Origin of the sequence: Streptomyces sp. NPDC007929 (assembly GCF_042959065.1) — a bacterium.
Lineage (GTDB): Bacteria > Actinomycetota > Actinomycetes > Streptomycetales > Streptomycetaceae > Streptomyces.
Map to the genome: position 1 here is coordinate 56,350 of NZ_JBIBKD010000007.1, position 24,044 is coordinate 80,393.

General features: G+C 74.1%; 2 protein-coding genes and 1 pseudogene. All 3 read left to right on the forward strand.

The window, feature by feature from the left end:
- Positions 1-173: 173 nt before the first annotated feature.
- Positions 174-13,916: an SDR family NAD(P)-dependent oxidoreductase gene (locus ACFZDE_RS23850; protein ID WP_391202717.1), complete on the forward strand. Its 13,743-nt coding sequence runs from the start codon at positions 174-176 to the stop codon at positions 13,914-13,916.
- An 80-nt stretch (positions 13,917-13,996) separates the two neighbouring features.
- Positions 13,997-17,317 (forward strand): annotated as a pseudogene (locus tag ACFZDE_RS23855) (type I polyketide synthase); the annotation flags it as partial.
- 57 nt (positions 17,318-17,374) lie between these two features.
- On the forward strand, positions 17,375-23,920 hold the full coding sequence (locus tag ACFZDE_RS23860; RefSeq protein ID WP_391202720.1) for a thioester reductase domain-containing protein: 6,546 nt from the start codon (positions 17,375-17,377) through the stop codon (positions 23,918-23,920).
- The last annotated feature ends 124 nt before the right edge of the window (positions 23,921-24,044 follow it).

Below are 24,044 nucleotides of genomic sequence, written 5' to 3' on the forward strand. Positions count from 1 at the left end.
CACCGCCCGGTCATGGCGCCTTCTTCTTTTCCCTCTCCCTTTTCGTCCGGCCCGAATTACCGAAGCGAGGCCGGACACTGAGAGGGGGGAGAGACCCCCTGCCTACGATCGGGCCGAACATTCCCCCACTCAGCAGTCTTGCGGTAATTCGGCCGAAAGGGCAGTCGAGCGCGATGACGAATCAGCACCAGTCCGAATCGATCGGGACGCGCCGTGCACGGAGCGAGGACATCGCGGTCGTCGGCCTTTCCTGCCGTCTGCCCGGAGCGGAGAATCCCGAGGCCTTCTGGGACCTGCTCAGCACCGCCACCTCCGCCATCACCCCGGTCCCGGCGGACCGGCTGAAGGCGGCGACCTCCGGTGAGGCGGTGACCTCCGGTGGGGCGGTGACCTCCGATGGGGCGGTGGCCTCCGGCGCGCCCGCGACCTCCGACGGAGCCGCGTCCGAGGCCAGCGGGCCCGGCCTGCGTCACGGGGGCTTCCTGGACCGCGTCGACACCTTCGACGCCGGCTTCTTCGGCATCGCCCCGCGCGAGGCCCGCGTCATGGACCCGCAGCAGCGCCTCGTGCTCGAACTGGCCTGGGAGGCACTGGAGAACGCCGGGATCGTCCCGGCCACCCTGCGCGGCAGCCGCACCGCCGTGTTCGTCGGCACCCTGCGCGACGACTACGCCGCGCTGCTCTACCAGCACGGCACCCGGGCCGTCACCCAGCACACCATGACCGGCGTCAACCGCGGCGTGATCGCCAACCGGGTCTCGTACCACCTCGGCCTGCGCGGCCCCAGCCTCACCGTCGACTCCGCCCAGTCCTCCTCGCTGGTCGCCGTGCACCTGGCGTGCGAGTCCCTGCGCGCCGGAGAGTCCGACGCCGCCATCGTCGCCGGGGTCAACCTCAACATCCTCGCCGAGGCCGCGGTGGCCGGTGAGCGCTTCGGGGGCCTCTCGCCCGACGGCACCACCTACGCCTTCGACGCCCGCGCCAACGGCTTCGTACGCGGCGAGGGCGGCGGCGCCGTCGTCCTCAAGCCGCTGTCCCGGGCCCTCGCGGACGGCGACGACGTCCTCGGCGTCATCCGCGCCAGCGCCGTCAACAACGACGGCTCCACCCCCGGGCTGACCGTGCCCGGCCAGGAGACCCAGGAGCGGGTCCTGCGCGAGGCGTACGAGCGCGGCGGACTGGCCCCCGACGCCGTCCAGTACGTCGAACTGCACGGCACCGGCACCCCGGTCGGCGATCCCATCGAGGCCGCCGCCCTCGGCGCGGTGCTGGGCACGGCCCGCTCCGGTGACGCCGGTCCGCTGCGCGTCGGGTCGGCGAAGACCAACGTGGGCCACCTGGAGGGCGCCGCGGGCATCGTCGGCCTGATCAAGACGCTGCTGGCCCTGCGCCACCGCCGCCTGCCCGCCAGCCTCAACTTCGACACCCCGAACCCGGCGATCCCGCTGGCCGAACTCGGCCTCGAAGTGCAGCGCGAGACGGGCGACTGGCCGGCCCCCGACCGTGAACTCATCGCCGGAGTCTCCTCGTTCGGCATGGGCGGCACCAACGCCCACGTGGTTCTGGGGGAGGGCCCGGCCACCCCGGCCCCGGCCGGCACCCCGGCCGGGGAGGGCGTCCTGCTGCCCTGGGTCGTCTCCGGCCGCGACGCCGCCGCCCTCACCGCGCAGGCGGACCGGCTGCGCGCCGCCGTGACCGCCGAACCCGGGCCCCGCCCCGAGGACGTCGGCCACTCCCTGGCCACCACCCGCACCGTCTTCGACCACCGGGCCGTCGTCCTCGCCGACGACCGGGCCGGCATGACCGCCGGACTGGCCGCCCTGGCCGGGGGCCGCGCCACCGCGCAGGTCGTCACCGGAGCCGTCCGCCCCGGCACGACGGCCTTCCTCTTCACCGGGCAGGGCGCCCAGCGCGCCGCCATGGGACGCGAACTGCGCGACGCCTTCCCGGCGTTCCGTACCGCCTTCGACGAGGTGTGCCGCGCCTTCGCCCCGCTGCTCGACCGGCCCCTCGCCGAGGTGATCGACTCCGGGACCGGTCTGGACGACACCGCCTGGACCCAGCCCGCGCTCTTCGCCGTCGAGGTCGCCCTGTACCGCCTCGTCAGCTCCTGGGGCGTCACCCCCGGTCACGTGGCCGGGCACTCCATCGGGGAGATCGCCGCCGCCCATGTCGCGGGCGTGCTGTCCCTCGACGACGCCGCCCGGCTCGTCGCGGCCCGGGGACGTCTGATGCAGGAACTGCCCGCAGGCGGCGCCATGGTCGCCGTCGAGGCCGCCGAGGACGAGGTGCTGCCCCTGCTCGCCGCGCAGGACGGGCCGGTGGCCGTCGCCGCCGTCAACGGGCCCCGCGCGACGGTGCTCTCGGGCGCGGTCGCGGATGTCACGGCCGTCGCGGAGCAGCTCGCCGCGCAGGGCCGCAGGACCCGCCGTCTCACGGTCAGCCACGCCTTCCACTCGCCGCTGATGGACCCGATGCTGGAGCGCTTCCGCGCGGTCGTGGAGGAGCTGGCGTTCCACGAGCCGCGCATCGCCGCCGTGTCCACGGTCACCGGCACCGCCGTCGCGCCGGGCGAGTGGACCTCGCCCGCCTACTGGGTCGAGCAGGTGCGCCGTCCCGTCCGCTTCCTCGACGCCGTCCGCACCCTGGAGGACCTGGGCGCCGCGACCCTGCTGGAACTGGGCCCCGACGGCGTACTGACCGCCCTGGCCGCCGCGAGCGCCCGCGACAGCGAAGCCGCCGCTCCCGTCGCCACGCTCCGCGCCGGACGCGCCGAGGCGCGTTCCCTGCTCACCGGTGTCGCCGCCGCGTTCGTCCGCGGTACGCCCGTCGACTGGGCGGCCGTGCACACCGACGGGCCGGGCCGCCGCGTCCCGCTGCCCACCTACGCCTTCCAGCGCGAGCGCCACTGGATCGACGGCCCGGCCGCCGCCCCCGCCGCACCGGCACCCGCCCCGGCCCCGCCCGCGGCCGAGCCCACCACCCCGGCCCCGTACGCCCCCGACGCCACCGCCCTCGTGCTGGAGCAGGTCGCGGCCGTCCTGGAGCAGACCGACGTCCGGCGCGTCGACCCGCACGCAGCGTTCAAGGACCTCGGCTTCGACTCCCTGATGACGGTCGAGCTGCGCGACGCCCTCGCCGCCGCCACCGGCCTGAAGCTGCCCAGCGGTCTGCTGTTCGACCACCCCACCCCGGCCGCCCTCATCGCCCACCTCACCACCCTCCTCGCCGGCCCGGACACGGCCGCCCGCACCGACGACCGCCCGGGCGGCACCCCCGACACGGCGCACGAACCCATCGCCATCGTCGGCATGGCCTGCCGCTACCCCGGCGGCGTCACCTCTCCCGAGGAGCTGTGGAACCTGGTCGCCGACGGCCGGGACGCCATATCCGGCTTCCCCGGCGACCGCGGCTGGGACACCGGCCTGTACGACGCCGACCCCACGCACGGCGGTCACAGCACCGTCCGCGAGGGCGGCTTCCTGCACGACGCCGCGCTGTTCGACAACGAGTTCTTCGGGATCTCGCCCCGCGAGGCCCTCGCCATGGACCCGCAGCAGCGCCTGCTCCTGGAGACCGCCTGGGAGGCCGTCGAGCGGGCCGGACTGGACGCCACCGCCCTCAAGGGCAGCCGTACCGGCGTGTTCGTGGGCGCCACCACCCTCGACTACGGCCCCCGGATGCACGAGGCGCCCGACAGCGTCGAGGGGCACCTCCTCACCGGCACCACGCCGAGCGTCATGTCCGGCCGCATCGCCTACCAGCTCGGTCTGCTCGGCCCGGCCGTCACCGTCGACACGGCCTGCTCGTCCTCGCTGGTCGCCCTGCACATGGCGGTGCGCTCCCTGCGCTCGGGCGAGACCAACCTGGCCCTCGCGGGCGGCGCGACGGTCATGTCGTCGCCCGGCATGTTCGTGGAGTTCTCCCGTCAGCGCGGTCTGGCGGCGGACGGCCGCTCCAAGTCCTTCGCCGCGTCCGCCGACGGCACCTCCTGGGCCGAAGGCGTGGGCCTCCTGGTCGTGGAGCGCCTGTCGGACGCCCTGCGCAACGGGCACCGCGTGCTGGCGGTGGTGCGGGGCAGCGCGATCAACCAGGACGGCACGGGCAACGGCCTCACCGCCCCGGTCGGCCCCTCCCAGCAGCGCGTCATCCGCGACGCCCTCTCCGACGCCCGTCTGACTCCGGCCGAGGTGGACGCGGTGGAGGCGCACGGCACGGGCACGCGGCTGGGTGACCCGATCGAGGCGCAGGCGCTGCTGGCGACGTACGGCCAAGACCGTAAACAGCCGCTGTATCTCGGGTCGTTGAAGTCGAACATCGGGCACGCGCAGGCCGCCGCGGGTGTCGGTGGTGTGATCAAGATGGTGGAGGCGATGCGGCACGGTGTGCTGCCGCGGACGCTGCACGTGGACGAGCCGTCGCCGTTCGTGGAGTGGGACACGGGCGCGGTAGAGCTGCTGACCGAGGCACGGGACTGGCCCGCCCGGGAGAACGCGCCGCGTCGCGCCGGTGTCTCCTCCTTCGGTATCAGTGGGACCAACGCGCATGTGGTGGTCGAGGAGTTCGTGGCCCCTGAGGGCGAGACGGGGCGTCCGGAGCCGTCCGGGCCCGTGCCGTTCGTGCTGTCCGCGCGGGACGAGACCGCGCTGCGCGCCCAGGCCCGCCGTCTGCACGACGCCGTCACACAGCACGGCACGCACCCCGCCGACCTCGGCGCGTCCCTCGCCGTCACCCGCACCGCACTGCCGCACCGCGCCGTGGTCACCGCCACGGACACCGACACCCTCCTCACCGGCCTCACCGCCCTGGCCGACGGTGAGGAGACCGCCCAGGTCGTCACCGGCAGCGCCGCGGGCGCGGGCCGAACGGCCTTCCTGTTCACCGGGCAGGGCGCCCAGCGCGCCGGCATGGGCCGTGAACTGTACGCCGCGTCCCCGGTGTTCGCGGCGGCCCTGGACGAGGTGTGCGCGGCCCTCGACCAGCACCTCGAACGACCCCTGCGCACGGTGATGTTCGCCGAAGCGGACACCGAGCCCGCCCGGCTGCTGCACCGCACCGCCTACACCCAGCCCGCCCTGTTCGCCGTAGAGGTCGCCCTGTTCCGCCTGGCCGAACACCACGGCATGACACCGGACCTGCTCGCCGGGCACTCCATCGGCGAGCTCGCCGCGGCCCATGTCGCGGGTGTGCTGTCCCTGGCCGACGCGGCCCGGCTGGTCGCGGCCCGGGGCAGGCTCATGGACGCGGCACGCGCGGGCGGCGCCATGATCGCCGTGGAGGCCACCGAGGACGAACTCGCCGACGACCTCCGGCAGGCGGCGGGCCGGTTCGACCTCGCCGCCGTCAACGCCCCCGACTCCCTGGTGATCTCCGGCGACGAGGACGCCGTGGCGGAACTGGCCGGACAATGGCGCGCCCGGGGCCGCCGTACCCGACGGCTCCAGGTCAGCCACGCCTTCCACTCGCCGCACATGGACGAGATCCTCGACGAGTTCCGCGCGGTCGCCGAGGACCTCACCTTCCACGCGCCGCGCATCCCCATCGTCTCCACGGTCACCGGCGAACTCGCCACCCCCGACGAGCTGACCTCGCCCGGCTACTGGGCGCGGCAGATCCGCCGGCCCGTACGGTTCGTCGACGCCGCCCGGGCCCTGCACCGGCACGGCGCCACCGTGTTCGTGGAGACCGGCCCCGACGCCGTGCTCGCCCCGCTGACCCGGGCGGCCCTGGCCGACACGGACGTCGTCGTCGCCCCCCTGCTGCGGGCCGGACGCCCCGAGGGCGAGACCTTCCTCGCCGGGATCGCCACGGCCTGGACGGGCGGCGCGCCGCTCGCCGCCGAGACGTTCCACCCCGGCGCCCGTCTTGTCGACCTGCCGACGTACCCCTTCCAGCGCGAGCGCTACTGGCTCGCCCCCGAACGCCCCCTCGACGCCCGGGGGCTGGGTCTGGAACCGGCCGGGCACCCGCTCCTGCACGCCACGACGGAACTGGCCGGCGCCGATGGGCTGCTGCTCACCGGCCGCCTCGCCGTCGCCGACCAGCCCTGGCTCGCCGACCACGCCATCACCGGCACGGTCCTGGTGCCCGCCACCGCGTTCCTGGAACTGGCCCTGACCGCGGCCGGCCGCCTGGGCACCGACCAGATCGACGAACTCACCCTGGAAGCACCCCTGGAGCTGCCGGAGCAGGGCGCCGTGCGCGTCCAGGTCGCCGTCGGCGCCCCGGACGCCTCCGGCAGCCGCCCCGTGGAGATCCACGCCTGCCCGGACAACGGCCCGGACGCCGGGCAGGTGTGGACACGGCACGCCTCCGGCACCCTCGGCGGCACCCTGCCGACCGGCCCCGACCTGAGCCAGTGGCCGCCCGCCGACGCCGACGAGATGCCCCTGGACGACGCCTACGAACGCCTCGCCGCACTGGGCTACACCTACGGCCCGGCCTTCCAGGGCCTGACCCGCCTGTGGCGCACGGCCGACGCCCTGTACGCCGAGGTCGCCCTGCCCGACGCGCACCGCGGCGGCGCCGACCGGTTCGCACTGCACCCCGCCCTCTTCGACGCCCTGCTGCACCCCGTGGTGCTGCACGCCGCCGGGGACGACACCGCCGCGGACACCATTCGGCTGCCGTTCGCCTGGTCCGGCGCGTCCCTGCACGCCGGTGGCGCCGACACCCTGCGGGTACGGATCGAGCCCGGCGGGTCCGGCACCTACTCCCTGCACGCCGCGGACGCCGTCGGCGCCCCCGTCATCAGCGTGGAGTCCCTCGCCCTGCGCCCGGTCGCCAAGGACCGGCTCCGCTCCGCACCACAGCTCGCCGACGCCCTGTACGCCGTGGAGTGGACGCCGGTCGCCACGCCCGAGGGCGCTGCACCGAGCGTCATGGAGGTCGCCGACCTCACGCACGCGGACGGCACGGCCGACGTGGTGCTCGTGCGCGCCCCGGCCGGTGACGGACAGGGCGACGTGGCGGCCCGGGCGCACGACACGGCGGAGGAGTTCCTGCGCCTGGTGCAGGACTTCCTCGCCGACGAGCGCCTGACCGAAGCGCGCCTCGCGGTGCTCACCCGGGGCGCGGTGGCCGCCGCACCCGGCGACCTCGTGCCCGAACCGGCCCAGGCACCTCTGTGGGGCCTGCTGCGCAGTGTGCAGTCCGAGCATCCGGACCGCGTGCTCCTCGTCGACGCCGACGCCTCCACCGACGATCAGCTCCTGGCCGCCGCGCTCGCGTCGGGTGAGGCGCAGGTGGCGGTGCGGTCGGGTGGTGTGGTGGTGCCGAGGCTGCGTGGGGCGGTGCCGGGTGAGGGTGGTGCCGTCGCCTGGGGTGAGGGGCCGGTGCTGGTGACGGGTGGTACCGGTGGTCTGGGTGCGGTAGCGGCCCGGCATCTGGTCACGGTTCATGGTGTGCGTTCTCTGGTGCTGGTGAGCCGGCGTGGGGAGGGGGCGCCTGGTGCGGGGGAGTTGCGGGCGGAGCTGGAGGCTCTGGGTGCGTCGGTGAGGCTCGCGGCGTGTGATGTGACCGACCGTGGGGCGCTGGCCGAACTGCTCACAACCGTGGGTGAGTTGTCGGGTGTGGTGCACACGGCGGGTGTGCTGGACGACGTGACGGTGGAGGGTCTGACGCCGGAGCGGTTGCATGCGGTCTTGCGTCCGAAGGTGGACGCGGCGTGGCATCTGCATGAGCTGACGCGACAGATGGATCTTCGGGCGTTCGTTCTGTATTCGTCGGTGTCGGGTCTGCTGGGTACGGCGGGGCAGGCGAACTATGCGGCGGGTAACGCCTTCCTGGACGCGTTGGCGGCGCACCGCCGGGCGGCGGGGCTCCCCGCGACCTCCCTCGCCTGGGGCCTCTGGGACGGCACCCACGGCATGGGCGGCACCCTCGGCGACGCCGACCTGGCCCGCTGGACGCGCCAGGGCATCCGGACCCTCACCCCCGAGCACGCCCTGACCCTCTTCGACGCGGCCCTGGCCGGTGCCGACGCGCTGCGCGTGCCCGTGGCCTTCGAACAGCGGGCCCTGCGCGCCGACGCCTCACCCCTGCTGCGCGACCTGGCCCCGAAGCCCCGGTCCCGGCGCACCGCTGCCCGCGCCGCCGACGCGGGTGCCGAAGGCGCCACCTGGGCGCAGCGGATCGCGGCCCTGCCGCAGGAGCGGCGCCGCGAGACCGTCCTCGACCTCGTGCGCGGCATCGTGGCCGGCGTCCTCGGCCACACCGACCCGCAGCGCCTCGACCCCAAGCGTGCCTTCAAGGAGAGCGGCTTCGACTCCCTCGCCGGCGTCGAACTGCGCAACCGCCTGAACACCGCCACCGGGCTGCGGCTGTCCGCCACCGTCGTCTTCGACCACCCCACGCCCGACGCGGTCACCGACCATCTGCTCACCCGGATCGCGGACAGCGCCACACCCGCCCCGGCCCGCACCCCACGGCCCACCGCCGACCGGGACGAACCGATCGCGATCGTCGGCATGGCCTGCCGCTACCCGGGCGGCGTCGCCTCACCGGAGGACCTCTGGCGGCTGGTCTCCGAGGGCGGGGACGCCATCAGCGAGTTCCCCGGCAACCGGGGCTGGGACCTGGACGGCCTCTACGACCCCGACCCCGCCCACACCGGCACCTCCTACGTCCGGCACGGCGGATTCCTGCACGACGCCGACCGGTTCGACCCCGCCTTCTTCGGGATCCCGCCGCGTGAGGCGACCGCCATGGACCCGCAGCACCGGCTGCTGCTGGAGACGGCCTGGGAGGCCTTCGAGCACGCCGGCATCGACCCGAACGGCCTGCACGGCTCGGACACCGGCGTGTTCACCGGAGCCATGTACGACGACTACGCGTCCCGCCTCGCGGCCAGCCCCGAGGAGTACGAGGGCTTCCTGCTCGCCGGGAACCTCTCCAGCGTCGTGTCCGGCCGGCTCTCCTACACCTACGGCTTCGAGGGCCCGGCGGTCACCGTCGACACGGCCTGCTCGTCCTCGCTGGTCGCCCTGCACCTCGCGGCGAACGCGCTGCGCAACGGCGAGTGCTCGCTCGCCCTCGCCGGCGGTGTGACCGTCATGGCCGGGCCGCACGTCTTCGTCGAGTTCTCCCGCCAGCGCGGTCTGTCGCCGGACGGCCGCTGCAAGTCCTTCGCGGCTGCCGCCGACGGAGTCGCCTGGTCGGAAGGCGTGGGCCTGCTCGTCGTCGAGCGGCTGTCGGACGCGGTGCGCAACGGCCACCGGGTACTGGCGGTCGTACGGGGCAGCGCGGTGAACCAGGACGGTGCTTCGAACGGTCTGACGGCTCCGAACGGCCCGTCGCAGGAGCGTGTCATCCGCCAGGCGCTTGCCTCGGCCGGTCTGTCCGCCTCCGAGGTGGACGCGGTGGAGGCGCACGGCACGGGCACGCGGCTGGGTGACCCGATCGAGGCGCAGGCACTGCTGGCGACGTACGGCCAGGACCGTGAACAGCCGCTGTATCTCGGGTCGTTGAAGTCGAACATCGGGCACGCGCAGGCCGCCGCGGGTGTCGGTGGTGTGATCAAGATGGTGGAGGCGATGCGGCACGGTGTGCTGCCGCGGACGCTGCACGTGGACGAGCCGTCGCCGTTCGTGGAGTGGGACACGGGCGCGGTAGAGCTGCTGACCGAGGCACGGGACTGGCCCGCCCGGGAGAACGCGCCGCGTCGCGCCGGTGTCTCCTCCTTCGGTATCAGTGGGACCAACGCGCATGTGGTGGTCGAGGAGTTCGTGGCCCCTGAGGACGAGACGGAGCGTCCGGAGCCGTCCGGGCCCGTGCCGTTCGTGCTGTCCGCGCGGGACGAGACCGCGCTGCGCGCCCAGGCCCGCCGTCTGCACGACCACGTCGGCCGCCGCTTCGACCAGTCCCTCGCGGACCTCGGCTGGTCCCTCGGCACCCGCCGGGCCCGGCACAGCCGCGCAGCCGCGGTGGCCGCCGGGAACCGCGCCGAGCTGCTCGACGGACTCGCCGCGCTGAGCCGCGGTGAGACCACCCCGGCCGCACAGCGCGCCTCCGCGTCACCGCGCGGCAAGACCGCCTTCCTGCTGACCGGGCAGGGCGCCCAGCGCCTCGGCATGGGCCGCGAACTGTACGCCGCGTCGCCGGTGTTCGCGGCGGCCCTGGACGAGGTGTGCGCCCACCTGGACCCCGAACTCATGCGCCCGCTGAAGTCGGTGCTCTTCGCCGCCGAGGACAGTGCGGACGCGGCATTGCTCGACCAGACGGCGTTCACCCAGACCGCGCTGTTCGCCATGGAGACCGCGCTGTTCCGCCTGGCCGAACACCACGGTCTCACCCCGGACTTCCTGCTCGGCCACTCGATCGGCGAGGTCACCGCCGCCCACCTCGCGGGCGTCCTGGACCTGCCCGACGCCTGTGTCCTGGTGGCCGAACGCGGCCGGCTGATGCAGGCCGCGCGGGAGGGCGGCGCCATGGCCGCCGTCGAGGCCGCGGAGGACGCGGTACACGCCGCGCTCGCCCCCTACGGCGACCGGGTCGCGGTCGCCGGTGTCAACGGCCCGCGCTCCACCGTCATCTCCGGCGACGCCGACGCCGTCGACGAGCTTGCCGCCCGGTTCAAGAAGGAGGGTTCCCGCGTCAAGCGCCTCCCGGTCAGCCACGCCTTCCACTCGCCCCACATGGACGAGATCCTCGACGAGTTCCGCGCGATCGCCGAGGACCTCACCTTCCACGCGCCGCGCATCCCCGTCGTCTCCAACGTCACCGGCGCACTGGCGACCGCGGAGGACCTCGCCTCGCCCGACTACTGGGCCCGGCACATCCGCGAAGCCGTCCGGTTCCTCGACGGCGTACGCCTCCTGGAGGCCGCGGGAGTCACCGAGTGGCTCGAACTCGGCCCCGACGGGGTGCTCAGCGCCCTGGTCGCCGAGTCCCTGGAGCAGCCGTCCGGGATCGTGGCGCCGGTCCTGCGCAGGGGCCGCTCCGAGCCGGAGGTGTACACCACCGCCCTCGGGCTGCTCGCCGCACGCGGCGCCGACATCCGCTGGGACACCGTCTTCCCCGAGGCGCACGGCACCGACCTGCCGCTCTACGCCTTCCAGCGGCAGCGCTACTGGCTGGACGCGCCGACCACGGTCACGGACGCCGCGGGCTTCGGGCTCGTGGCGGCCGACCACCCGCTGCTCGGCGCCGCCGTCCCGCTGGCCGACCGTGACGAACACGTCCTCACCGGACGCCTGGCACGCGGCACGCACCCCTGGCTGACCGAGCACGCCGTATCAGGAACCGTGCTCGTGCCCGGCACCGCCCTGCTCGAACTCGCCCTCCGGGCGGGCGAACAGCTCGGCGTCGCCGCCGTCGAGGAACTCACCCTGGCCGCCCCCCTGGTGCTGCCCGAACGCGGCGGCGTGCACATCCAGGTGTCCGTCGGCGCCGAGGAACCCGACGCGACCCGCCCGGTGCGCATCCACGCCCGGCCGCACGGCGACCCCGGCCACGACGGAACCTGGACCCTGCACGCCTACGGCACCCTGAGCGCCGGCACCGGCACGGTCGGGCAGTCACTCACGGCCTGGCCCCCCGCCGGAGCCCGCGAGATCGACCTCACCGGCGCCTACCAGCGACTCGCCGAGCAGGGCTACGCCTACGGGCACGCCTTCCGCAACCTGCGCCGACTGTGGACGGCCGGTGACGACCTCTTCGCCGAAGTCGCCCTCGACGACGACCAGCGCGCCGAGGCACGCCGGTTCACCCTCCACCCGGCCCTGCTCGACGCCGCCCTGCACCCGCTGCTCCCCGGAGTCGCCGGTGACCACGGCCGCCCGGTGCTGCCGTTCTCCTGGGCCGGAGTCGGCGCCACCGCCACGGGCGCGTCCGTGCTGCGGGTCCGGCTCGCCGGAGCCGCGGCACCCGAGGCCGCGAACGGCGGCTCCACGACGGTCGCCCTGACCGTGGCCGACGGCTCGGGCGCACCGGTCGCCGAGGTGGCGGAACTGACCCTGCGCCCGCTGTCCGCCGAGTCGCTGCGCACCGCCGGCTCCGCCGACGGCCTGCTCAAGGTCGAGTGGACCAGGCCGGCCACCGCGGAAGCCACGGCCGACCCCACCACCTGGGCGGTCCTCGGATCCGGCCCGGACCTCGGCCTTCCGGACGACACGGTCCGCTCCTACGCGAACCTCGGCGCGCTGGCCCGGGACATCGCGGCCGGCGCACCCGCGCCCGCGGTCGTCCTCGCTCCGCACTTCCCCACGCCGGCCGGTGAGACGCTGCCGGACAGCGCCCGGGAGGCGGCGCAGCGGGCGCTCGCCCAGGTGCGGGAGTGGCTCACGGACGACAGGTTCGCGGACACCCGCCTCGTGGTCACCACCCGGAGCGCGGTGGCCACCGCACCCGACGAGGACGTCACCGACCTGGCCCACGCCCCGCTCTGGGGCCTGCTGCGCACGGCACAGTCGGAGAGCCCCGGCCGCATCCAGCTCGTGGACCTCGACGGCACGGACCCCGCTGCCCTCACCGCCGCGCTCGCGTCGGGTGAGGCGCAGGTGGCGGTGCGGTCGGGTGGTGTGGTGGTGCCGAGGCTGCGTGCGGCGGTGCCGGGTGAGGGTGGTGCCGTCGCCTGGGGTGAGGGCCCGGTGCTGGTGACGGGTGGTACCGGTGGTCTGGGTGCGGTGGTGGCCCGGCATCTGGTGATGGTTCATGGTGTGCGTTCTCTGGTGCTGGTGAGCCGGCGCGGTGAGGGGGCGCCTGGTGCGGGGGAGTTGCGGGCGGAGCTGGAGGCTCTGGGTGCGTCGGTGAGGCTCGCGGCGTGTGATGTGACCGACCGTGGGGCGCTGGCCGAACTGCTCACAACCGTGGGTGAGTTGTCGGGTGTGGTGCACACGGCGGGTGTGCTGGACGACGTGACGGTGGAGGGTCTGACGCCGGAGCGGTTGCATGCGGTCTTGCGTCCGAAGGTGGACGCGGCGTGGCATCTGCATGAGCTGACGCGACAGATGGATCTTCGGGCGTTCGTTCTGTATTCGTCGGTGTCGGGTCTGCTGGGTACGGCGGGGCAGGCGAACTATGCGGCGGGTAACGCCTTCCTGGACGCGTTGGCGGCGCACCGCCGGGCTGCCGGGCTCCCGGCGACCTCCCTCGCCTGGGGCCTCTGGGAGGAGACCAGCACCATCACCGGTCACCTCGCCGAGGCGGACCTGCGCCGCCTGGCGCGCTCCGGCCTGCTGCCGCTGGCCACCGACGACGCGATGGCCCTCTTCGACGCCGCCCCGGCCACCGGGGAGAGCGTCCTCGCCGTCACCCGGCTCGACACCCGGGCAATCCGCGCCCTGGGCGACGGCGTACCGCCGCTCCTCGCCGGACTCGTCCGCACCGGCAGCACCCGCCGCCCGGCGGCCGCGGCCGCGGCACCCGACGGCCGCTCCGAGGGCCAGGGTCTCGCCGAGCGGCTCGCGGCCCTGGCCGGGCCCGACCGGGAGCGGGCCCTGGTGGACCTCGTCCGCGGCCGGGTGGCCGCCGTCCTCGGACATGCCGACCACACGGCGATCGACGCCGACCGGCCGGTCCAGGAACTCGGCTTCGACTCCCTGACCGCCGTCGAACTGCGCAACCAGCTCGCCACCGAGACGGGACTGCGGCTGCCGACCACCCTTGTCTTCGACCAGCCCACGCCCCGGGCACTCGCCTCCTACCTGGGCGAACGCCTCACCGTCGAGGAGGTCGCGCCGGACGAGCCGGTCCTCGCCGAACTGGCCCGACTGGAAGCCGCCATCGAGGCGGCGGCCACCGACGCGTCCGCCCACGGCCGGATCACCGCCCGGCTCCGCGAACTCCTCGACGCGGCCGACCACGCGGCAGGGACCCCCGCCGGCGCCACGGCCCAGGGCCGGGACGACGACCTCGACGACGACCTCGACTCGGCCACCGACGACGAACTGTTCGCCCTCATCGACGAGCTGAACTGAGCCACATCGCCCCACCAGGCACCGATCACCACACGACACACGGGAGTTGACACACCATGGCGGGCGAGGACAAGCTCCGCGACTACCTGAAGAAGGCCGTCGCCGATGCCCGTGAGGCACGCCGGCAGCTGCGGGACATCGAGGACAGGCGACGCGAGCCGATCGCGATCGTGGGCATGGCCTGCCGCTACCCCGGCGGCGTGTCCTCGCCCGACGACCTGTGGCGTCTCGTGGCCGACGGCACCGACGCGGTCGGCGGATTCCCCGGCAACCGGGGCTGGGACGTGGACGGCCTCTACGACCCGGACCCCGACCGCACGGGCACCTCCTACGCCCGCGAAGGCGGATTCCTCTACGACGCCGACCAGTTCGACCCGGCCTTCTTCGGGATGTCGCCGCGCGAGGCCATGGCGATCGACCCGCAGCAGCGGCTGCTGCTGGAGACGGCCTGGGAGGCCTTCGAGCACGCCGGCATCGACGCCACCGCCCTGCGCGGCTCGGACACCGGCGTGTTCACCGGCCAGATGTACAACGACTACGGCTCACGCCCCCACCTGCCGCCGGAGGACTTCGAGGGTTACCTGTTCAGCGGCAGTGCCGGCAGCATCGCCGTCGGCCGGCTCTCCTACACCTACGGCTTCGAGGGGCCGGCGGTCTCCGTCGACACGGCCTGCTCGTCCTCGCTGGTCGCCCTGCACCTCGCGGTCAACGCGCTGCGCAACGGCGAGTGCTCGCTCGCCCTCGCCGGCGGCGTCACGGTGATGTCGACACCGGTGGCCTTCCTGGAGTTCTCCCGCCTGCGCGGTCTGTCGCCGGACGGCCGCTGCAAGTCCTTCGCCGCCGGGGCCGACGGTGTGGCCTGGGCGGAGGGGGCCGGTGTCCTCGTCATGGAGCGGCTGTCTGACGCGGTGCGCAACGGACACCGGGTACTGGCGGTCGTACGGGGCAGCGCGGTGAACCAGGACGGTGCTTCGAACGGTCTGACGGCTCCGAACGGCCCGTCGCAGGAGCGTGTCATCCGCCAGGCGCTTGCCTCGGCCGGTCTGTCCGCCTCCGAGGTGGACGCGGTGGAGGCGCACGGCACGGGCACGCGGCTGGGTGACCCGATCGAGGCGCAGGCGCTGTTGGCGACGTACGGCCAGGACCGTGAACAGCCGCTGTTCCTGGGGTCGTTGAAGTCGAACATCGGGCACGCGCAGGCCGCCGCGGGTGTCGGTGGTGTGATCAAGATGGTGGAGGCGATGCGGCACGGTGTGCTGCCGCGGACGCTGCACGTGGACGAGCCGTCGCCGTTCGTGGAGTGGGACACGGGCGCGGTCGAGCTGCTGACCGAGGCACGGGACTGGCCCGCCCGGGAGAACGCGCCGCGTCGCGCCGGTGTCTCCTCCTTCGGGTTCGGCGGCACCAACGCGCACCTGATCCTCGAAGAGGCCCCGGCCGCCCCGCCCGCCGAGCCCACCGGCTCCCGCGCCCTGCCCGTACTGCCGTGGCTCCTGTCCGCCCGTACCCCCCAGGCGCTCACCGCCCAGGCCGAACGGCTCCACGCCTACGCCTCGGCCCCCGGCGCCCCCGACGCCCTGGACATCGCCTACTCCCTGGCCACCACCCGAGCGTGCCTCCCGCACCGCGCCACGGCCGTGGGCACCGGGCCCGCCGAACTCCTCGACGGTCTCCGTCACGTGAGTCCGGTGAGTGCTTCGGGTGGTGGTGTTTTGGCGGTGGTGTTCTCGGGTCAGGGTGCGCAGCGGGCTGGTATGGGGCGGGAGTTGTATGACTCGTTCCCGGTGTTCGCGGGGGCGTTGGATGAGGTGTGTGGGGTGCTGGATCCGTTGCTGGGTGGGTCGTTGAGGGAGGTGATGTTCGCGGTTGAGGGGTCGTTGTTGTCTCGGACGGGGTGGGCGCAGCCGGCGTTGTTCGCGTTCGAGGTGGCGTTGTTCCGGTTGGTGGAGTCGTGGGGTGTGCGGCCTGGTGTGGTGGCGGGTCATTCGGTGGGGGAGTTGGTGGCTGCTCATGTGGCGGGGGTGATGGGTCTGGGTGAGGCGGCTCGGTTGGTGGCGGCGCGTGCGGGGTTGATGGAGGCGTTGCCGGCGGGGGGTGTGATGGTCGCGGTGGAGGCCTCGGAGGAGGAGGTGCTCAGAGCGGTCGGTGGGCGTGGTGATGTGGTTGGTGTGGCGGCTGTGAACGGTCCGTCGGCGGTGGTTGTGTCGGGTGCTGAGGGTGCGGTGGGGGAGGTGCTGGCGGGGTTGCCTGGTCGGCGTTCGCGGCGTCTTGAGGTGTCGCACGCGTTTCATTCGCCGTTGATGGACGGGATGCTGGAGGAGTTCCGTTCGGTGGCGAAGGGGGTTCGGTACGAGGCTCCCCGTATTCCGGTGGTCTCGACGGTGACGGGTCGGTTGGCCGAGGGGGAGGATCTTCGGTCGGCGGACTACTGGGCCACCCAGGTCCGTCAGGCCGTCCGTTACGCCGACGCCGTCACCACCCTGGAGTCCGAGGGCGTCACCACGCTCCTGGAGATCGGCCCCGGCGGTGTCCTCGCCGCCCTCGCCGCCCAGACCGTCCGTGACCCCGGCGCCCTGACCGCCACCGTCGCCACCCGCGCGGGACGTCCCGAGCCGCAGACCCTGGTCGAGGCGCTCGGCACGCTGCATGACCGCGGCGTGCCCGTCGACTGGGAGGCGTACTTCGCGGGCTCCGGAGCCCGCCGCGTCCCGCTGCCCACCTACGCCTTCCAGCACCAGCGGTACTGGCTCGACGAGATCACCACCGACAGCCCCGGCACGGACCCGGCCGCACGCGTCACCCCCGGCATCCCGGAGATCCCCGAGACGACACCCCGGGTGGTGCCCCTGGCCGAGCGGCTCGCGGAACTGGGCGACGCACAGCGGGAGCAGTACCTCCTCACCCTCGTCACCGAACTGGTCGCGAAGGTGCTCAAGCTCCCCGACACCTCGGCCGTCGTGCCCCACCGCCCCTTCCAGGAACTCGGCTTCGACTCCCTGACCGGCGTCGAACTGCGCAACCGGCTCAGCGCCGAGACCGGTCTCGCGCTGCCCGCCACCGTCGTCTTCGACCATCCGAACCCCGCCGCGCTCGCGGCCTACGTACGGGAACAGGCGGCAGCGGAAGCACCCGGACCCGAGGCCGGACCGGTTCGCTCGGCGGCCGAGGAACTGGACCGGCTGGAGGCGTCCCTGGACGCCCTGGCGGTGGACGGCACGCATTCCGGCACCGACCGCGCCGCACTGTCCGAGCGGCTGCGAGCGCTGGCCGACCGTCTGGCCGGACCGGCGTACACACCACCCCCGTCCACCGCCGGCGCCCCTGTCGCGGACCTCGGGGGCGCGTCCGCCGACGAGATCTTCGACTTCATCGACACCCAGCTCGGCCGGGCCGCGGACTGACACCGCCCGCCGCCCCGCACCACCACCCTTCCGGTACCGAGGAGAGACTGATTCCGCATGTCCGCTGACATGTCCCGCGCGCAGGACCAGGCCCAGACCAGGGAACAGAAGCTCGTCGACTACCTGAAGTGGGTCACCGCCGACCTGCAGAAGGCGCGCGAGCGCATCGAGACGCTCGAATCGGCCGCCACCGAACCGGTCGCCATCGTCGGGATGGCCTGCCGCTTCCCGGGCGGCGTCACCTCACCGGACGACCTGTGGCGCCTGGCCGCCGAAGGCCGGGACGCCATCGGCCCGTTCCCCACCGACCGCGGCTGGGACCTCGACGCGCTGTACAGCACGGACCGCGACGAGCCCGGCACCTCGTACACCCGCGAGGGCGGCTTCCTCGACGGCGCCGCCCTGTTCGACGCCGACTTCTTCGGCATCTCGCCCCGCGAGGCCCGCGCGATGGACCCCCAGCAGCGCGTCCTGCTGGAGACCGCGTGGGAGGCGTTCGAGGACGCCGGGATCGACCCGGCCACGCTGCGCGGCAGCCGTACGGCCGTGTTCGCCGGTGTGATCGAGCAGAGTTACCTCGGACTCGAAGGGCCCGCCGAACTCGAGGGCCACCTCATGACCGGCAAGCTCAGCAGTGTGGCCTCCGGCCGGATCTCCTACACCTTCGGTCTGGAGGGCCCTGCCGTCTCGATCGACACGGCGTGCTCGTCCTCCCTGGTCGCCCTGCACCTCGCGGTGGAGTCGGTACGCCGAGGGGAGTCCACCCTCGCGCTCGCCGGAGGCGCCACGATCACCGCGACCCCGGGCGGGTTCGTCGACTTCTCGCGCCAGGGCGGACTCGCCCCCGACGGCCGGATCAAGTCGTTCGCGGCCGCCGCCGACGGCACCTCCTGGTCGGAGGGCGTCGGCCTGCTGGTCGTGGAGCGGCTTTCGGACGCGGTGCGCAACGGGCACCGGGTGCTGGCGGTCGTGCGGGGCAGCGCGGTGAACCAGGACGGTGCTTCGAACGGTCTGACGGCTCCGAACGGCCCGTCGCAGGAGCGTGTCATCCGCCAGGCTCTCGCGAACGCCCGTCTGACGCCGGCCGAGGTGGACGCGGTGGAGGCGCACGGCACGGGCACGCGGCTCGGTGACCCGATCGAGGCCCAGGCCCTGCTGGCCACCTATGGACGGGACCGGGACCGTCCCCTCTGGCTGGGCTCGCTGAAGTCCAACATCGGCCACACCGTCGCCGCCGCCGGTGTCGGCGGCGTCATCAAGATGGTGCAGGCCATGCGCCACGGCCTGCTGCCCCGGACCCTGCACGTCGACCGGCCCACTCCCATGGTCGACTGGGAATCCGGCGCCGTCGAACTGCTCACCGAGGCCCGCGAGTGGACCCCTCGGGACACCGCCCCGCGCCGCGCCGCCGTCTCGGCCTTCGGCGTGAGCGGCACCAACGCCCACGTCATCCTGGAGGAGGCCCCGGAGGCCGGGGCATCGGAAGCCGAGGACACCGCCCCGGACCAGCCCCGGACACTCCCGGCCGTGCCCTGGATCCTCTCCGCACCGGACGACGACGCCCTGCGCGCCCAGGCCGAACGGCTCCGCGCACACGTCGCCGCCCACCCCGAGCAGTCCGCCACCGACCTCGCCTACTCCCTCGCCACCACCCGCACCCTGCACGACCGCCGCGCCGTCCTGACCGGAACCGACCGCGACGACCTGTCCGACGGTCTCCGTCACGTGAGTCCGGTGAGTGCTTCGGGTGGTGGTGTTTTGGCGGTGGTGTTCTCGGGTCAGGGTGCGCAGCGGGCTGGTATGGGGCGGGAGTTGTATGACTCGTTCCCGGTGTTCGCGGGGGCGTTGGATGAGGTGTGTGGGGTGCTGGATCCGTTGCTGGGTGGGTCGTTGAGGGAGGTGATGTTCGCGGTTGAGGGGTCGTTGTTGTCTCGGACGGGGTGGGCGCAGCCGGCGTTGTTCGCGTTCGAGGTGGCGTTGTTCCGGTTGGTGGAGTCGTGGGGTGTGCGGCCTGGTGTGGTGGCGGGTCATTCGGTGGGGGAGTTGGTGGCTGCTCATGTGGCGGGGGTGATGGGTCTGGGTGAGGCGGCTCGGTTGGTGGCGGCGCGTGCGGGGTTGATGGAGGCGTTGCCGGCGGGGGGTGTGATGGTCGCGGTGGAGGCCTCGGAGGAGGAGGTGCTCAGAGCGGTCGGTGGGCGTGGTGATGTGGTTGGTGTGGCGGCTGTGAACGGTCCGTCGGCGGTGGTTGTGTCGGGTGCTGAGGGTGCGGTGGGGGAGGTGCTGGCGGGGTTGCCTGGTCGGCGTTCGCGGCGTCTTGAGGTGTCGCACGCGTTTCATTCGCCGTTGATGGACGGGATGCTGGAGGAGTTCCGTTCGGTGGCGAAGGGGGTCCGGTACGAGGCTCCCCGTATCCCGGTGGTCTCGACGGTGACGGGTCGGTTGGCCGAGGGTGAGGATCTTCGGTCGGCGGACTACTGGGCCACCCAGGTCCGCCAGGCCGTCCGCTACGCCGACGCCGTCACCACCCTGTACGACCAGGGGGTGCGGACGGTCGTGGAGATCGGCCCCGGCGGCGTTCTCACCGCCCTCGCGCAGACCGTGCTCGCGGACCGGGACGACATCACCGTCCAGACCCTCCAGCGCCCCGACCGGCCCGAACCGTCCGCCCTCGCCGACGGCGTCGGCACCCTGCATGCCCGCGGCGTGCCCGTCGACTGGGAGGCGTACTTCGCGGGCTCGGGAGCCCGCCGCGTCCCGCTGCCCAGCTACGCCTTCCAGCACCAGCGGTACTGGACCGACGCGCTCGCGGCCGGCCGCCGCGACGCGGGCGGATTCGGGCTGGACAGCACCGACCACCCCCTCGTCGGCGCCGCGCTGTTCCCGGGCGATCGCGACGAGGCACTGTTCACGACCCGTCTGTCGGCCCGTACGGACCAGCTCCTCGCCGCGCACACCGTCGCCGGGGAGACCGTCGTGCCCAGCACGGTCCTCGCCGAACTGGCCGTCCGCGCCGGGGACGAGACGGGCTGCACGTCCGTGGACGAACTCGTCGTCGACACGCCACTGGTGCTGCCCCGCGAGGGAGCCCTGCACCTCCAGGTCCGCGTCGGTGAACCGGACGCCGACGGCCGGCGTGTCCTCACCGTCCACGCCCGGCCCGACGAGGCCGACGCGTCCTGGACGCGCCACGCCCACGGGCTGCTCGGCGACACCCCGCTCATCCCACCCCCGGACACCGAGCCGACGCCGTGGCCCCCGGCCGACGCCGAGCAACTCGCCGGACTCGAAGCGGAAGACGACCAATCCCCGGACCGGACACGGGAGTTGTACGAGCGCTTCGCCACCGCCGGTGTGCACTACGGCCCCGCGTACCGACGGCTCACCAGGATGTGGCGGCGCGCCGACGAACTGTTCGCCGAGGTGGCCCTGGACCCCGACACCGATCCGCACACCGAGGGGTTCGGGCTGCACCCGGCGCTGCTGGAGGCCGCCCTGCAACCGCTGTATGCCGCCGGGCTGCCCGGGCTGTCGCGCACCGTCACCCGATGGCGCGGTCTGCGGCTCTACGCCGTCGGCGCGGACACCCTGCGCGTGCACCTCGCCCCGGTCCCCGGCGCCGACGGCAGCTACACGGTGCGGCTCACCGACCCGGCCGGGCAGATGGTCGCGGTGGCCGACGCAGTGACCGTCGGACCCGTACGCGCCGAGGCGTTGCGGGCCGCCCGTTCCCGCCACCGCGACGCCCTCCACCACGAGGAGTGGATCGCCCGCCCGCTGCCCGCCGCTTCCCTGGACTGGCTCACCCTGGGCTCTGCCGCGCACCCGGACGTACCCGCCGTCACCGCCGCGGTCACGGCGGCAGGTGCGCGCGTCGGGGCCGTACGCCTCGACCTGACCACCCCCGCGGCGGCGACCGCCGGGGACGCCGTCAGGGACACCGTGGGCCGGGCGCTCTCCTGGGCGCGACCGTGGCTCGCCGAGGAGGCCCTGGCCGGCACGCCGCTGGTCGTCGTCACCCGGCATGCCATGGCGGTCGCCGACGACGAGGACGTCACCGACCCCGCCGCCGCTGCCGCCTGGGGCCTGCTGCGCTCGGCGCAGTCGGAGACGCCGGGACGGATCGTCCTGGTCGACACGGACGGCGAACCGGGCCCGGGCACCCTGTCCGCCGTGGTCGCCACAGGCGAGCCGCAAGCCGCGATCCGCGGCTTGACCACCCCCGCCGAAACCCCGGCCGACACCCCCCGCATCCACGTACCGCGCCTCCTGCGCACCCCCGTACCGCAGCCCACCACCGACGGTCCCCGCACAGCCGCCATTCCCCGCACACCTTGGGACGCCGAAGGCACCGTCCTCGTCACCGGCGGTACGGGCTCGCTCGGCGCGCACTTCGCCCGCCACCTCGTCACGGAGCACGGCGTGCGCCACCTGCTGCTGGTCAGCAGGCGCGGCCCGGACGCCCCGGGCGCCTCGGAGCTGTGCTCCGAACTGCGGGCCCTGGGCGCGACCGTGACCGTGGCCGCCGTGGACGTCGCCGACCGCACCGCCCTCGCGGACGTCCTGGCCTCGATCCCGGCGGCGCACCCGCTGCGCGGCGTCGTCCACACCGCGGGCGTCCTCGACGACGGTGTCATCGCCTCGCAGACGCCGGAGCGGCTCGACGCCGTGCTGCGGCCCAAGGCCGACGCGGCCTGGAACCTGCACGAGCTGACCCGGGACGCCGGGCTGACGGCGTTTGTGCTCTTCTCGTCGGTGGCGGCGGCCGTCGGCGGCCCCGGCCAGTCCACCTACGCCGCGGCCAACGCCCATCTGGACGCGCTCGCCCGGCACCGGGCCGCGTCGGGGCTGCCCGCCACGTCCATCGCCTGGGGCCTGTGGGAGCAGGCGACCGGTCTGACGGGCGGCCTGACCGAGACCGACCTCAAGCGGATCGCCCGCAGCGGCTTCCGTACCGTCCCGCGGGAGCTCGGCACGGCCCTGTTCGACCTGGCCCTGGACACCGGCCGCCCCCACCTCGTGGCCACCCCGCTCGACCTGCCGGTCCTGCGCCGCCAGCCGCAGGTCCCGGTGCTGCTCAGGTCGCTGGTGCGGGTACCGGTGCGGGCCACGGCGCGCGGCGCGGCCGACGCGGGGCCGGGGCTCGCCGAGCGGCTCACCGGACTCGACGAGGCCGCACAGCTCACCGTCGTCCTCGACGCCGTGTCGGCCGAGATCGCCCGGGTCCTCGGGCGTTCCGGCACCGTCGATCCCGAACGGCCCCTGCAGAGCAGCGGTTTCGACTCGCTCACCTCCGTCGAGCTGCGCAACCGGCTCGCGACCGTCACCGGCCTGCGGCTGCCCGCCACCCTGGTCTTCGACCACCCGACGCCCCGGGCCCTCGCGGCGCACCTGCGCACCGAACTCCTCGCGCCCCGAGGCGCCTCCGACGCGGCACCGGCCGTCGACTACGCCGCCGACCTCGACCTGCCCGCCGACATCCGCCCCGCCGGTGAGGTCGTCCGTACCGTCACCGACCCTGCCGACCTCCTCGTCACCGGGGCGAGCGGCTTCCTCGGCGCGTTCCTGGTGCGCGACCTGATGCGCACCACCACCGCCCGGCTGCACTGCCTGGTGCGCGGCGCCGACGACGCCGCGGCGTACGAGCGGCTCCGCTCCAGCCTCACCTGGTACCGCGTCTGGGACGAGATCGACGAGAGCCGCCTCCTGGTCCGCGCCGGGGACCTGGCCGAGGAGCGGCTCGGCCTGACCGAGGAGGAGTTCGACGGCCTCGCCCGCACCGTGGACGCCGTCTACCACGCGGGCGCGACCGTGCACTGGCTGCACCCCTACGAGGCATTGCGCGCGGCCAACGTCCACGGCACCCGGGAGATCCTGCGGCTGGCGGCCCGCCACCGCACGGTCCCGGTGCACTACATCTCCACCGTCGGCGTCTTCAACGGCCCGGTCACGCCCGGCGTCCCCCTGAAGGTGACCGACCCGACCGGCCCCGCCGAAGCGCTGCCCAGCGGCTACCTCCAGTCCAAGTGGGTCGCCGAGCAGCTCGTCGGCGTCGCCCGGGACCGGGGGCTGCCGGTGTCGGTGCACCGCGTGGACGTCATCTCCGGCGACAGCCGCAACGGCGCCTGCCAGACCCGCGACTTCGTCTGGCTCAGCCTCAAGGGCCTCCTCCAGGCGCAGGCCGCGCCGGCCGGCGTCGGGGGCCGCTTCCACCTGCTGCCCGTCGACTACGTCAGCGCCGCCATCGTCGGCATCTCACAGCGAGAGCCGGCCGGGGGCACCTTCCACCTGTTCAACCGCAGCTCCCTGAGCCTCGCCGACTGCGTGTCGTACCTGCGTGAACTCGGCTACCGGATCGAGGAGACCGACCGGGAGCGGTGGAGCGACACGGTGCGCTCCGACCGGGACAACGCCCTGCTGCCGCTGCTGCACGCCTTCGAGATGATGACGTCCGACACCGACGGCTTCTACCCGCCCATCGACACGGCCGAGACCGAGACGGCACTGGCCGGGACGGGTATCTCCTGCCCGCCGCTGACCCGTGAACTCTTCGCCACGTACGTGGAGTTCTTCGTGCAGGAAGGGCACTTCCCGCCCGCCCCCTGACCCGTGAGGTCCGACGGCAGGACACCACCGGCCGCCCGGAACGCTCCTTCTGGAGCGGCCGGGCGGCCCACCCGTCTGCGTCTCCCCCGTTCCCGTCCCCGTCCCCGTCCCCGTCACGCGAATT

Bases quoted from the DNA above. Each gene is read 5' to 3' on its own strand.
- ACFZDE_RS23850 (WP_391202717.1), top strand. From the start codon at position 174: ATGACGAATCAGCACCAGTCCGAATCGATCGGGACGCGCCGTGCACGG.
- ACFZDE_RS23860 (WP_391202720.1), top strand. From the start codon at position 17,375: ATGTCCGCTGACATGTCCCGCGCGCAGGACCAGGCCCAGACCAGGGAA.